Below are 14,154 nucleotides of genomic sequence, written 5' to 3'. Positions count from 1 at the left end.
TGACTTTCGGTTAGCATGATGGCCTGACTTCGGCGCCCCCGCGTCTGGCCTTGTTATGATCATCCGCTCACTGCTCGACACCGACCTGTATAAATTCACGATGATGCAGGTAGTGCTGCATCACTTTCCCCAGGCGCAGGTCGAATATCGCTTCAAATGCCGCAATGCCGGCGTTGACCTCACGCCATATGTCAGCGAGATCCGCAGCGAGATTGCCAGCCTGTGCCAGTTGCGATTTGCCGATGAAGAGCTGGAATACCTGCGCGGCCTGCGCTTTATCAAGAGCGATTTCGTCGATTTCCTGGCGCTGTTTCACCTGAACGAGAAATATGTGGTGGTGCAGCCGTCGGCGTCCGGCAACGGCGAAATCGACATCATCATTCGCGGACCGTGGCTACATACGATCCTGTTTGAAATCCCGCTGCTGGCAATCGTCAACGAAGTGTATTTCCGCCGCACCCAACCGCAGGCCGACCTGCAGGAAGGGCGCCGACGCCTGGAAGCGAAACTCACCTTGCTCAAGGATCCGCGCTATCTCGATTGCGTGATTGCCGATTACGGGACGCGCCGCCGTTTCTCCGGCGATTGGCAGGAAGAGGTTTTGCTGTCGATGCGCGCCATGCTCGGCCCGCAATTGGCTGGCACCAGCAACGTCCACTTCGCGCGGCTGCACAATATGACCCCGCTCGGCACGATGGCGCACGAGTATCTGCAGGCGTGCCAGGCGTTGGGCCCGCGCTTGCGCGATTCACAGGTCTATGCGCTAGAAAACTGGGCGCGCGAATATCGCGGCGACTTGGGCATCGCCTTGTCGGATACCTATGGTTTCGATGCCTTCCTGCGTGATTTCGATCTGTATTTCTGCAAGCTGTTCGATGGCGTGCGTCACGATTCCGGGGACCCGTTCGAATGGGGCGAACGCATGCTTGCGCATTACGCCGCCAATCGCGTGGACCCGCGCGGCAAGACGCTGATATTCAGCGATGCGCTCGATATCCCCAAGGTTATCGAGCTCTACGAACGTTTTCACGGCCGCTGCAAACTGGCATTCGGGGTCGGCACAAATCTCACCAACGACGTCGGTTATACGCCGCTGCAGATTGTCATCAAGATGGTGCGCTGCAATGGTCAGCCGGTCGCCAAGCTTTCGGATACGCCAGAGAAAACGATGTGCGACGACCCTGGCTATCTCGCCTATCTGAGGCAGGTGTTCGAGGTCAAGGTAGCCGCCTGAATGGATTCACTTACCCCGCGTCTGCATTTCTTATAATCGGCCAGCCAACCTTCGTCACATACCGCAATGGAAACCAACGCCGCTCGTGATCGCATATTCGCCCGCATTCGGGCCGCCCAGGGCAGGGGAGCGAAAGTAACCGAGGGCGAGCGCGAGGCCGTGGCTGATTATCTGAACCGGCATCCGCAGGGCCCCCGGCCCGCTGTCGGGCAAAACCTTGCCGAGGCTTTCAGCGAGCAGGCGCAGAAAATGGCCTCGACGGTGGACCGTGTGGCAACGCTGGCCGATGTGCCGGGCGCCGTGCTGCGTTACCTCGACGGCTTGAACCTCGCGCGTCGCGCCGTGGCATGGACGGCGCTGGGCGCGCTGCCTTGGGCGGCGCAAGGCATCGAAGTGGAATGCCGACCTCCGTTGCGCGAGCCGCAGGCAGATCGCGAGCATGGCGATCTCGTTGGCATTACCGGCTGCTTTGTCGCGATCGCCGAAACCGGGTCGCTGATGCTGCTTTCCGGGCCCGACACATTTGCTTCGGCGGCATTGCTGCCCGAAACGCATATCGCGGTGGTGCCGGTGTCGCGCATCGTCGCCAATATGGAAGAGGCCTTCGCGCGCATGCGTGCCGAGCACGGGCAGCTGCCGCGCGCCACCAACATCATCAGCGGCCCGTCGCGCACCGGCGATATCGAACAGACCATCGTGCTGGGCGCGCACGGCCCGTATCGTGTTCACGTTGTCCTCGTCGAGCAAGGCTGAGCGGTCATACTTTCAGGCCGCATTTTGAGATCTTTCTCGCAGGGCTTTGCTTTACACTGAGCCCTTCATTGCGTGACGCCGCCCCGACGCCCTGGTAGACCGGGCGCGTACGCCGTTTTGGTCAATCTCATCGCATGGTCCATGGCTCCGGCACTTGTGTCGGGACGCGTCGCGCGCCGCGATAAAGGAGAGTCTCGTTCGATGCAACGTGCAGTTACGCTGCTCCTGTCAATTGTCTTGCTGACGCTTTCGCCCACCTGGGCGCTGGCCGCGGACCTCGATGGCGCAAAGCTTTCGCCGGCCTGGGGCGTACCGTTTGCAGGCATTCTGCTTTCGATTGCGCTGTTTCCGCTGTTCGCGCCCAAGTTCTGGCATCACCATTACGGCAAGATCGCCGCGGTGTGGGCGGCGCTGTTCCTCGCGCCATTTGCGGCGCAGTTCGGCGTGCACGCGGCGATGGCCAATGTCGTACACGCGCTGCTGGCCGAATACATTCCGTTTATCGTGCTGCTTACCGCGCTGTATGTCGTGGCGGGCGGCATTTGCGTGCGCGGCAATTTGCATGGCTCACCACGCCTGAATACAGGCATCCTTGCCTTGGGAACGGTGCTGGCAAGCGTGATGGGTACCACGGGTGCGGCCATGCTGCTGATCCGCCCACTGCTACGCGCCAACGACAACCGGCGCCATGTCGCCCACGTCGTGGTGTTCTTCATCTTCCTCGTGGCCAACGCTGGCGGCGCGCTCACACCACTGGGCGATCCGCCCTTGTTCCTCGGATTCCTCAAGGGTGTCGAGTTTTCCTGGACGTTGCGCAATATTTTTCCTGAGACCATCTTCATCTGGGTGGTGCTGCTCGCGCTGTTTTACGTGGTCGATCGTCACTATTTCCTGAACAAGGAAGAGGAACTGCCGCTGGCTCACGACCCCACGCCCGATTCCACGAATTTGCGGATCGAAGGCAAGGTCAATTTCCTGCTGCTTCTGGCGGTAATTGGGCTGGTGTTGATGAGCGGACTCTGGAAGCCCGGCATCGCATTCGACGTGATGGGAACAGAGGTGCCGCTACCAGCGCTGACGCGTGACGTCCTGCTGATTGTGGTAACTGTTGTGTCGCTGCTTGCCACACCTCATGTGGCGCGCGCGGGCAACGAATTCAACTGGGAGCCGATTCTGGAAGTCGGCAAGCTATTCGCCGGTATCTTCCTGACGATCATTCCGGTGATAGCGATGCTCAAGGCCGGTACTGACGGCGCATTCGCAGGCGTGATCCGGGCAGTCAGTGACGGTAACGGGCAGCCGATCGACAGCATGTACTTCTGGGCTACGGGCATGCTGTCATCGTTTCTCGATAATGCCCCCACGTATCTCGTGTTCTTCAACACGGCAGGCGGCGATGCTGCGACGCTGATGACCCGAGACGCATCGACCCTGGCGGCAATTTCTGCAGGAGCAGTCTTCATGGGCGCGAATACCTATATCGGCAATGCGCCCAACCTGATGGTCAAGGCAATTGCAGAAAGCCGCGGCGTGCGCATGCCCAGCTTTTTCGGGTACATGGCGTGGTCTGGCGCCGTGCTAATGCCGTTGTTCCTGGTGATGACCTTTATCTTCTTTCACGTATGACTGCCATGAAGCCCTCAATTCTGGTGACGCGCGCAATTTTTCCTGATGTCATCGACCGACTCTCCCTGTATTTCGACGTCGATGCCAACCAGGACGATGTCGTTCTCGACGCTGCGGCGCTGCGCGCTCGTCTCGCCGGCAAGGCGGGAGTGCTGGCCAACGCTGCGGACCAGATCGATGGCAGCCTGGTGAGTGGGCTGCCGCAATTGCGCGCGGTCTGCAATATGGCGGTCGGTTATAACAATCTCGATATTCCCGCGCTGACTGCGGCCGGTATTGTGGCCACCAATACGCCGGATGTTCTGACGGAGACCACGGCCGATTTCGGATGGGCTCTGCTTATGGCAACGGCGCGCCGCGTGACCGAAAGCGAGCACTATCTGCGTGCTGGCAAGTGGCAGCGATGGAGCTACGACATGCTGGTCGGTGTCGATGTATATGGAAGCACATTGGGCATCCTTGGCATGGGGCGTATTGGCCAGGCGCTCGCCCGACGCGCAGCGGGCTTTGGCATGCAGGTGCTTTATCACAATCGCAGCCAGCTGCCGGCCGATGTCGAGAAATCGTTGAATGCGCGCTATGTCAGCAAGGCTGAACTGCTTGAGCAATCCGATCATCTGATTCTTGTGTTGCCGTATAGCGCGCAAAGCCATCACGCGATTGGCGCGGCCGAGCTGGCGCAGATGAAACCCACCGCGACGCTGATCAATCTGGCGCGCGGCGGGATTGTGGACGACGCCGCGCTGGCATCCGCGTTGCGGGATCGTCAGATATTCGCTGCCGGCCTCGACGTGTTCGAGGGCGAACCCCACGTCCATCCGGATCTATTGACCGTGCCGAATGTCGTGCTTACCCCGCACATTGCCAGCGCATCGGAAAAGACGCGGCGCGCGATGGCAAACCTGGCAGCCGACAACCTTATCGCAGCGCTCGATCTCGGCCCGCAAGCCGGCCGGCCACCTGCCGTTATCAACCCTGATGTCATGGCCCATCGTCGTTGATCGTCGTGAGTGCCGGCAGTTATGACGCTTATTCCTCTGCTCACGCTTCTTGTCGCCGTTATCGCTGTCGGCTTGCTCGTCGCCCTGGTCCTGCGCAAGCCAAACAGTGCATCGACTGACTTGCTACCGATGCTTGGCGATCTTCGCGACGATGTGCGCGAGGACACCGCGCGCGGTTTTGAAAGGCTCGAACGCGAGTTGCGCGCCGAGCTGGCCGAGACTTCCCGCGCCAATCGCGGCGAAGCGGGGCAGCATATGCTGCGATTCCAGCAGCAGTTGTCGTCCCAGTTGACCAGCATTGCCACCGTGCAGCAGCAACAGCTTGCACAGATGTCGGAAGCCAATGAGAGGAGGCTTGCGGATGTCCGCGCAACGCTCGAGCAGAAGCTGCGCGACATCGAGGCGAACAACGCCGCGAAGCTGGAGGAAATGCGCCGCACGGTAGATGAGAAGCTGCATGCCACGCTGGAGCAGCGGCTCGGCGAGTCTTTCAAGCTGGTGTCAGACCGACTGGAACAAGTTCATCGCGGTCTGGGTGAAATGCAGGTGCTGGCGCAGGGTGTTGGAGACCTCAAGCGCGTGCTGACCAATGTGAAGTCACGCGGCACCTGGGGAGAAGTCCAGCTGGAAATGCTGCTGGAGCAAATACTGACCCAAGAGCAATACAGCAAAAACGTCGAGACGGTGCGGGCCTCGGGTGCGCGCGTGGAATTTGCCATCCGTCTGCCGGGGCGCGATGCGGTAAGCGGGCCAGTGTGGTTGCCCATCGATGCGAAGTTTCCGAAGGAGCAGTACGAACGTCTGATCGATGCGCAGGAACGCGGCGACGTCGATGGGGTGGTTGCGGCCGGCCGAGAGCTTGAGATGGCGGTGCGCCGGGAAGCGCAAACCATCGCCCAAAAGTATCTATCGCCGCCAGCCACCACGGATTTTGCAATCCTGTTCTTGCCGACCGAAGGGCTCTATGCGGAAGTTCTGCGCCGGCCTGGCCTGATGGATGTGTTGCAACGCGACTGCCGCGTAACCGTGGCGGGGCCGACGACCTTGACCGCCTTGCTGAACAGCTTGCAGATGGGCTTTCGGACGCTGGCGCTGGAAAAACGGTCGAGCGAAGTGTGGGAAGTGCTGGGCGCCGTGAAGACCGAATTCGGCAAGTTCGGCGAGATCCTGGCCAAGACGCGCGATACGCTGGTGCGCGCTGCGCGCAATATTGAGCAGGCAGAGGTCCGGACTCGGCAGATGGAACGCAAGTTGCGCACGGTCGAGGCGCTGCCCGGCGAGCGCGCCGAGCAGTTATTGGGAACGGCGGGCAGTATTGCCGGGACGCATGATCAGCCGACCCAGTCTATCGAAGCAGACGGGGACGGCCAGGATGATCGGGTGGTTTAAGCGCGGTCGTCGGCGGTGAGTTCGCGGACGTGGACTTCGATGCCGCCAAATCGCGCGGCAACCCAGTTATAGGCGCGGCAGCCGAGCCATAGCAAACCGAATCCAATCAGCGCGTTAAGGATAAGAGCCGTGAAGACCGCGATGCCCGGCAGGTCTCCGTAACGAATGAACGCTACGAACAGGCCCATGGCAACAATCGGCACCGAAAAACACAGATACACGAGTACGAGCGCACGGGCGGTCTTGACGGGGTGGAGGTACGCGATCTCCTGATTCATGACGACGGACAAGGTATTGGGGGGAATCGAATTTTCGTGCTGCAAGTGTAGCGACTGGTTCTAGCGACGCCTAGCCTGCCCCACTTCTGGATGATGCTTTTGGCGGGCGAGCCGGGCTATCCGGCAACTAGTGCGGCACAAATACGACACCTTGGTGGTGAGCTGCTGTGAATGAATCGCATCTATTCATGCTTGCGGCGTCTCAACCCGTTTGCCAACTGCCATTGCGCCTGCCCGGCGCCTCCATGGCAACTGCAATGCCGTTCTGCGTGGCGGGACAGCCACTGAGGAAGAGTGCCCACGTGGAGAGCGGGCAAGGCGGGCAGAACACGCAGGTTGGCCAGAATGAGCAGGGTGGGCAGGGCCTAAAGCTAGATCAACCCGTGGAATAGAACGACTTCCACCAGGTCGCCAATCTCGACCGATTCTTGGTCGTGTCCAAGGACAATGAAGCAGTTTGCTTCGCTCATTGATCGAAGCACGCCGGAGCCTTGTTGGCCGGTTATGCGGACTTCGAGCTCGCCGTTCGGCCCCGCGGCGACGATGCCGCGCTGATACTCGGTGCGGCCCGGCCGCTTGCGGATCGGCGTCGCGCTGCGCACTCGAACCCGGGGCAGCGCGGCGGCACTGGCTCCCATCATTCGGTGCAGGGCCGGCCGGACGAAATTGTAGAAGGTGACCATCACCGCTACGGGATTGCCGGGCAGCCCGAACAGCATTGCCTCATGGCCATTCGAGCCGATTCGGCCGAACGCCATCGGACGGCCCGGACGCATCGCAATCTTCCAGAACGTGACATCGCCGAGCTTCGCCATGATCTGCTTTGTGTAGTCGGCGTCGCCCACCGATACGCCGCCCGAAGTGATGATTGCATCGGCATTTTCGCAAGCGCTGCGAAATGCTACTTCCATTGCGTCGGGATCGTCGCGCACGACGCCCATATCGATCAGATCGACGTTGAGTCGGCGCAGCATGCCGTGCAGCGTGTAGCGATTCGAGTCATAGACGCAGCCTGGATCCAGCACTTCGCCGATGGAGCGGAGTTCGTTGCCGGTCGAAAAAAAGGCCACGCGCAAACGTCGGCGAACCTTGATTTCGGCGACGCCCAGCGAGGCGAGCAGGCCGAGGTCGGCGGGTGTGAGGATACGGCCGGCGCTCAGCGCGGCCTGGCCGCGCGCCAGATCTTCGCCGCGCAGACGACGATTGTCCCCGGGGCGGACGGCGTCGCGAGAGAACCGGATCTGATTGCCGCCCGCCTGGATGTCGACCAACTCCTGGGGCACCACGGTGTCGCAGCCATTCGGCATGACGGCGCCAGTCATGATGCGAACCGCTTGCGCCGAGGTGGGGGCGCCTTCAAATGCCTTGCCGGCATAGGCGGTGCCGATCACCTCCAATACGACGTCGCAGGCGGTGTCCTGCGCGGCCTGGCTGGCAAACGCATAGCCGTCCATTGCCGAGTTGTCGTGCGCAGGAACATCGATCGGCGAAATCACATCATCAGCCAGAACGCGATCCAGTGCCGCCCGAATCGCCAATTGCTCGATACCTTGCACCGGCTCCAGCACATTGCGGATGATGGTGTTGGCCTGATCGACGCGCAGCGCGCTCGGATCATAGTCTGACAGGCACGAAATGACGGATTGCAGCGAAGGCATGGATTGGGCGGAAGAAGCGGGATTGTGGCGACAGGATTGGCCAGGTTGAGTCTAACGCGGCCGGACAGTTGTCTCGTGCCTGTGAAGCTCGTCGAGTGTGTTGATGTTGGCAAACGCGGCGGCGTCTTCGAAAAGCACCTGCGCCAGCCGCAGGCCGGTGACCCAGGTTTCGATCTTTCGCTGTCCGGTAGCGACGTATTCGCGCAGGCTTTTGCCTGCGGTGGCCGGCATCAGGCAGAACACCGGCTGCAAGCGCCGCTTGCCATCGCTATCGAGCGTGACCGGGACGGCCACCTCGGCCTCTTCTGTCTCGATAGCCCTCGTTAGGCGATCCACGAGATCGACTGGCAGATCGGGGGTATCGCACGGTGCGGTGACGATCCAGCGTGTCGTGCATTGATCGAGCCCCGCCAGCATGCCCGCCAGCGGGCCGGCGAAATCCGGCAAGGCATCCGCAACCACGGGTACGCCGAACATGGCGTAGCGGTCGACGTTCCGGTTGGCGTTGATCAGCACGGCGCTGGTTTGTGGCGCCAGACGTTGCAGAACGTGCTGCACCATCGGCGTGCCGTGGAAAGTCTGCAGTCCCTTGTCGACGCCGCCCATGCGGCTGCCGCGGCCGCCCGCCAGAATCAGTCCGGTAATGTCGTTGCGCGCAATCATCCGCCGATATACGACATTTCGATCTTGCTTTCGGCACGCGCCGCGCGGACCGCTGGATCGCTGCGTTGCTCGGAATAGTTGTCAGTGCGACCTTGCCAGACTTGCGCAATGGCATTGCCGATTTCCAGATCGCTCCGATCACCGCGCAGCAAGGCGCGGAGATCGTAGCCTTCCGTGGCAAACAGACACAGGTACAACTTGCCTTCGGTGGACAGCCGGATGCGGCTGCAGTCGCCACAGAAGGCATGCGTAACGCTCGAAATCAGTCCGATCTCGCCGCCGCCGTCGCGATAGCGCCATCGTTGGGCGGTTTCGCCCGAATAGTTGGCACCGACAGGCTCCAGCGGGAAGACTTCGCCAATGCGGCGAACCACCTCGGACGACGGCAAGACTTCGTCCATCTGCCAATGGTTGCTGCCGCCGACATCCATGAATTCGATAAAACGGACGATGATGCCGCTATGGCGAAAGTGCCGCGCCATCGGCACGATTTCCTGGTCGTTGGTGCCGCGCTTGACCACCATATTGACCTTGATCGGCGCAAGCCCCACGGCCTGTGCGACTTCAATGCCGTGCAACACGTCGCTTACGGCGAAGTCGACGTCGTTCATCGTGCGGAACGTGCCGTCGTCAATGGCATCGAGGCTGACCGTCACGCGGGTGAGGCCGGCGTCGCGCAGCGACCGGGCTTTTCGAGCCAACAGCGATGCATTGGTAGTCAACGTCAGGTCGAGCGGTTTGCCCGACGCGGTTTCGATGCGCGCGAGCATTTCCACAAGGCGCTCGATATTCTTGCGCAATAACGGCTCGCCACCGGTCAGCCGGATTTTCTCGACACCCTGGCTCGCGAAAATGCGCGCCACACGTTCGATTTCCTCGAAACTGAGCAGTTCGGAATGCGGCAGGAAGGTGTAATCCTTGTCGAAAACTTCCTTTGGCATGCAGTACACGCAGCGGAAGTTGCACCGATCGGTCACGGAAATGCGCAGGTCATGGAGCGGCCGGCCGCGCGAGTCGGCAATGAATCCCGTCGGCGCAAGAAGCTGCGCAGGGATACTCGGCACCATCGATCTGTATCGATGGTCGCGCAAATCGAAAATCGGAATGACAGTATCGGTCATGGCAGAGGGGGCTGCGGCTAACCAGCGCAAAGGCGCCGGGTGGATGGCCGTCTGCTTGCCATTCTAGCCGAGTGTGGGATTCTGCCGTGCGCCGCGCCGGCTAGCCCGGGATGACAGATCGCCCGCCGTGCTGCCGGTACAGTTGGCGAATATGACTTCCACGTCAAATTGGCGGGACAAATAAAAAGGGACGGCGATTTGCCGTCCCTTTTGCCTGTCAGCGCCGAAGCGCCTTATTGCTGTTGCTGCGCGGCTTCCTGACGCTGGCCGCCGGTTTCGACCAGGATCATCGGGCCTTCCGGCAGCGGCGGCAGCGGCTTGCGTTCGCGCGGGACGCGGGGCGCCGGCGCAATGCGGGCCGAAGCTGCCTGGGCGGCGCGCAGCTTGTCGCTGTCGGTACGGACCCATTCAAGGCCGGCCGCGGCCAACATCGGCTCAAGCGCGGTCGCGTTCAGGTCCACCGGCGCGGCGGCGCTTGCCACCGCGACAGGCGCTTCGACAGCCGGGACCGACGTCGGCGTCGCCACGGGCGTCACGGCAACCGGTTCCGGGATTGCCGGAGCGGTCGCCACGTGCGGCTGGGCTTCCACCGGCGCGATGGCCGCAGCCGTTTCCGTTTCCACGGGGGCGGGAGGCACAACCGGGGCGGCTTCGGGCGTGGCCACGGCGGCAAACACCGGCTCGGCCACTGCGGGTGCCGCAACCGGCTCGGCCTGCTCGACCGTCGACGTCTGCACCGGCGTCGCTACGATGGCGACTGGCGCGGCCTGAACCTCGGCCGTCACCTCGGCGGGCTTCGGCTGCGTGGCGGCCTGAGGCGCCGGTTCCGCTACCGGAGCCTGGACAGGCTGCTCGGCCACGATGGCGGGCGAGGCGGCCGATTCCGCTTCGGATTCGGTCACGCCAGCGCTGACTTCGGCCAGATTGCTTTCGTTGACTTCCAGATCTTGCGTGCCGTCTTCGCGCTCGCGACGATAGCGATTGCGACCGCGACGATTGCGGCGGCGACGCTCTTCGCCTTCGCCGGTCTCGGCCACGGCTTCCAGATTTTCCGCGCCGGCCGGTACGTCGATGGCCGTCAACGCTGCCGGTGCGGCTTGCGCGGCTTCAAACGACGTTTGCGGCGCGGATTCGTCTGCATTCAAGCCGTCTTCGCGCGACTCTGCGCGTTCGCGCTGTCGCTCGCGTTGACGTTCGCGGCGTTCCTGGTTGCGTTCCCGTCGGGCTTCCTGACGGCCTTCGGCCGCCGGGGCGGTCACCGCCGGAGCCGGCTGAGCCTCGCGCGGGGCGCGCGGCTGGCGTTCGCCACGCGGTTCGCGGGGCTCACGCTGCTCCCGCGGTTCGCGTTGCTCGCGCGGCTCGCCGCGCTGCGACTCGCCACGGGTTTGCTCGGCACGTTCGCCACGCTGGCCACGGCCCTGGCGCTCGCTGCGATCGCCACGTTCGCCTCGCTCTGCGCGTTCGCCACGTTCGGCCCGGTCGCCACGCTCAGCACGCTCGCCACGCTCCGAACGGTCGCCACGGCCCTGACGGCTGTCGCCACGCTCGCCTCGTTGGCTGCGCTCGCCGCGACCCTGGCGGCCTTCGCCGCGCGAGGAGGTTTCAGCAGGCTTGACCGGCTCGGCCACCGGCGTTTCAGCCGGCTTGACGCCAAACAGGCCCTTCAGCCACGCCATGAAACCGCCACCGCTGACCGGCTGGGTGGCCGGGGCAGGACGGGCGGCGGCAGCTTCCGGACGCGCGGCGCGCTCCGGCCGCGGCACCGACACCGGCGCCGGCGCGTCGGGCGTGATGCCCTTGACGGCGGCTTCCTGGCGGGGCCGTGCATCTTCCTTCTTGCGGCTGCTGTAGCTGGTGTCCGCTTCCAGTTCCTTCGCGGCCGCCTCGGCCATGCGATAGCTGGCGGTCGATTCTTCCAGGCGCGGATCGTCGTGACGCAGGCGTTCGAGCTTGTAGTGTGGCGTTTCCAGATGCTTGTTCGGAATCAGCAGCACGTTCACCTTGAAACGCAGTTCGATCAGGTTGATGTCCTGGCGCTTCTCGTTCAGCAGGAAAGCGGCCACTTCCACCGGCACCTGGCAGTGGATGGCGGCCGTGTTTTCCTTCATCGCCTCTTCCTGGATGATGCGCAGCACCTGCAGGGCGGACGATTCGGTATCACGGATATGGCCCGTGCCGTTGCAGCGCGGGCAAGTGATGTGCGAGCCCTCGGACAGCGACGGACGCAGGCGCTGACGCGACAGCTCCATCAGGCCGAAACGGCTGATCTTGCCCATTTGCACGCGGGCGCGATCGTGGCGCAGGGCGTCCTTCAGGCGCGTTTCCACGTCCTTCTGGGCCTTGCCCGATTCCATGTCGATAAAGTCGATCACGATCAGGCCGCCCAGATCGCGCAGGCGCAACTGGCGGGCGATTTCGTCGGCGGCCTCGAGGTTCGTGCGCAGTGCCGTTTCCTCGATATCGGCGCCCTTGGTGGCGCGAGCCGAGTTCACGTCGACGGACACCAGCGCTTCGGTGTGGTCGATCACGATGGCGCCGCCCGAAGGCAGCATGACCATGCGCGAATAAGCCGACTCGATCTGATGTTCGATCTGGAAGCGCGAGAAGAGGGGCACGTCGTCCCGGTACTTCTTCACGCGGTTCAGGTTGTCCGGCATCACCACGCTCATGAAGGCGCGGGCCTGCTCGTGGATCTCGTCGGTATCGATCAGGATCTCGCCGATATCGGGCTGGAAGTAGTCGCGGATGGCGCGAATCACCAGGCTCGATTCCAGATAGATCAGCAGCGGGGCCTTGTTGTCGCCGGCGGCGCCGTCGATGGCCTTCCACAACTGCAGCAGGTAGTTCAGATCCCACTGCAGCTCTTCGGCCGCACGTCCGATGCCCGCCGTGCGCGCGATGATGCTCATGCCGTCCGGCACTTGCAGCTGCGCCATGGTTTCGCGCAGTTCCTGGCGGTCTTCGCCCTCGATGCGGCGCGAAACGCCACCGCCGCGCGGGTTGTTCGGCATCAGCACCAGATAGCGTCCGGCCAGCGAGATGAACGTGGTCAGGGCGGCGCCCTTGTTGCCGCGCTCTTCCTTCTCCACCTGGACGATCAGTTCCTGGCCCTCGTGCAGCGCGTCTTGGATGCGTGCGTTGCGCACGTCCACGCCATCCTTGAAGTAGGCGCGGGCCACTTCCTTGAACGGCAGGAAACCGTGGCGTTCTTCGCCGTAATTGACGAAGCAGGCCTCCAGCGACGGCTCGATGCGGGTAATGACGCCTTTGTAAATATTGCCTTTGCGCTGTTCGCGCCCGGCAGTTTCGATGTCGATATCGATCAGTTTCTGACCATCGACAATGGCGACGCGCAACTCCTCTTGCTGCGTCGCGTTGAACAGCATGCGTTTCATCGCAATACCTCACTTCAATGTCGCGGGCGGCCAATGGGTCATGAGTGGTTCATGCCCGCGACGGTCCAGGGAGCACGCGAGGAAAGTGAGCGAGGGCGGGAGAATTGCCGATGATGCCGGTGCGTACTACAACGCAGTTGCCGGCGGGGCGCGGGTGAAAGGAGAGGCTGTCGGCGTACTGGCCATCCGCAAAGACTGCGGACGGTCCGCTGGGTCGGGAGAGGGCAAATGGGCACTGCTCCTGATACAGCGACTTCCGGCGGATGTCGGCATGCCGGGCGACGAGATGCTGCGGGCCGTGCCAGCGGCACAAGCTTCGCTTCCCATCGCGGCCGGGCGGGACAGCCAGGACGCGTCAAAGAGCAAGTAATCCGGACGCGGCAGGCGCAATGCCCCGCACCAAACTGACCTGTCCGCTGACGGGCGCGCCGCGGCTTGTTGGCGTTCTGCGTCCGGGCGCCGGTGCCGGTTCGACAAAATACGTCGAATGGCGATGATTGCGGCCGATACTTCAGGTCAGTTGGCAGGGGTGCCTGCCGAGCCGGCACCGATTCCCGGTGCGGGCGGTCTTCTCTCACCGATGTGGATGCCTCTGTCTGGCATCCACATTGAATTCTTTTCTACCTGAACACTCAGTTCCCACGTGCCGGCCGATGGTTTGCCGAAGCCGCCTCTGGGCGACTTCCTGCGGATCGGTGCGGCGCGTGCGTGCTGCTGATTGCCACCATTTGCCCATCTCGCGCCTGCGGGGTACGCAACATGCGGAAAACGGGCCGGGTCGATGGCAACCCGAAGTGTAAAATGCGAAATCTTGCGCGAATACTGGTGGGAATACCCAAGACAACGTCTGGGACCCTGCATGTTCCGGATCGGATTGCCGCAAATATGGCTGGCATTTCGATCGGGTTCGCGCCAAACATCGCTACACAGGTCGTGCGTCACCGGTCTTTGGCCGGGAACGGCCGGGAAATTATATTGAAAATGAATGAGTTACGCCATCAAATTGAAACGGAGCCGCAATCGCGCCCCAGCGGCC

The 14,154-nt window shown here is 62.6% G+C and carries 11 protein-coding genes; 6 read left to right on the top strand and 5 right to left on the bottom strand.

Features of this window, described 5'->3' with window-relative positions; all coding sequences use genetic code 11:
• The first annotated feature begins 55 nt into the window (after window positions 1-55).
• From pncB to AC1RKI_RS27430, 5 genes are all read left to right on the top strand, one after another.
• Complete coding sequence (gene pncB, locus AC1RKI_RS27450; RefSeq protein WP_061957873.1) at window positions 56-1,234, top strand: nicotinate phosphoribosyltransferase; 1,179 nt, start codon at window positions 56-58, stop codon at window positions 1,232-1,234.
• A 66-nt stretch (window positions 1,235-1,300) separates the two neighbouring features.
• On the top strand, window positions 1,301-1,987 hold the full coding sequence (locus AC1RKI_RS27445) for a LutC/YkgG family protein (protein WP_061957874.1): 687 nt from the start codon (window positions 1,301-1,303) through the stop codon (window positions 1,985-1,987).
• A 201-nt stretch (window positions 1,988-2,188) separates the two neighbouring features.
• Window positions 2,189-3,613 carry a sodium:proton antiporter gene (locus tag AC1RKI_RS27440; RefSeq protein ID WP_492794881.1) on the top strand — a complete coding sequence of 475 codons (1,425 nt, stop codon included), beginning with the start codon at window positions 2,189-2,191 and terminating at the stop codon, window positions 3,611-3,613.
• Between the two features lie 5 nt (window positions 3,614-3,618).
• Window positions 3,619-4,614, top strand: a complete 996-nt coding sequence (locus AC1RKI_RS27435) for a 2-hydroxyacid dehydrogenase (protein ID WP_244787691.1) — start codon at window positions 3,619-3,621, stop codon at window positions 4,612-4,614.
• Window positions 4,615-4,635: 21 nt separating this feature from the next.
• Window positions 4,636-6,003 (top strand): DNA recombination protein RmuC, encoded by a 1,368-nt coding sequence (locus AC1RKI_RS27430; protein ID WP_492794883.1) that lies wholly within the window; start codon window positions 4,636-4,638, stop codon window positions 6,001-6,003.
• Here the strand turns inward: AC1RKI_RS27430 and AC1RKI_RS27425 are convergent.
• From AC1RKI_RS27425 to AC1RKI_RS27405, 5 genes are all read right to left on the bottom strand, one after another.
• On the bottom strand, window positions 6,000-6,281 hold the full coding sequence (locus tag AC1RKI_RS27425; RefSeq protein ID WP_061957877.1) for a hypothetical protein: 282 nt from the start codon (window positions 6,279-6,281) through the stop codon (window positions 6,000-6,002). The genes AC1RKI_RS27430 and AC1RKI_RS27425 overlap by 4 nt on opposite strands.
• A 371-nt stretch (window positions 6,282-6,652) precedes the next feature.
• Window positions 6,653-7,939, bottom strand: coding sequence for a molybdopterin molybdotransferase MoeA (gene moeA, locus AC1RKI_RS27420; protein ID WP_492794885.1), 1,287 nt, complete (start codon window positions 7,937-7,939; stop codon window positions 6,653-6,655).
• 51 nt (window positions 7,940-7,990) lie between these two features.
• A complete protein-coding gene (gene mobA, locus AC1RKI_RS27415) occupies window positions 7,991-8,602 on the bottom strand; it encodes a molybdenum cofactor guanylyltransferase MobA (protein ID WP_341248797.1) in 612 nt (203 codons plus the stop codon).
• Complete coding sequence (moaA, locus tag AC1RKI_RS27410) at window positions 8,599-9,723, bottom strand: GTP 3',8-cyclase MoaA (protein WP_061957880.1); 1,125 nt, start codon at window positions 9,721-9,723, stop codon at window positions 8,599-8,601. Before moaA ends, mobA begins: the two co-directional genes overlap by 4 nt.
• A 233-nt stretch (window positions 9,724-9,956) precedes the next feature.
• Entirely contained in the window at window positions 9,957-13,118 is a 3,162-nt protein-coding gene (locus tag AC1RKI_RS27405; RefSeq protein WP_341248798.1) for an Rne/Rng family ribonuclease, read from the bottom strand.
• Window positions 13,119-13,826: 708 nt separating this feature from the next.
• Between AC1RKI_RS27405 and AC1RKI_RS27400 the strand changes: the two genes are divergently transcribed.
• Window positions 13,827-14,154: hypothetical protein (locus AC1RKI_RS27400; protein ID WP_492919062.1), on the top strand; the 328-nt coding region annotated here is incomplete at its 3' end.

It is taken from the genome of Cupriavidus sp. GW822-FHT06G04 (assembly GCF_058799075.1).
This window is presented reverse-complemented; position numbering and strand designations above follow the sequence as displayed.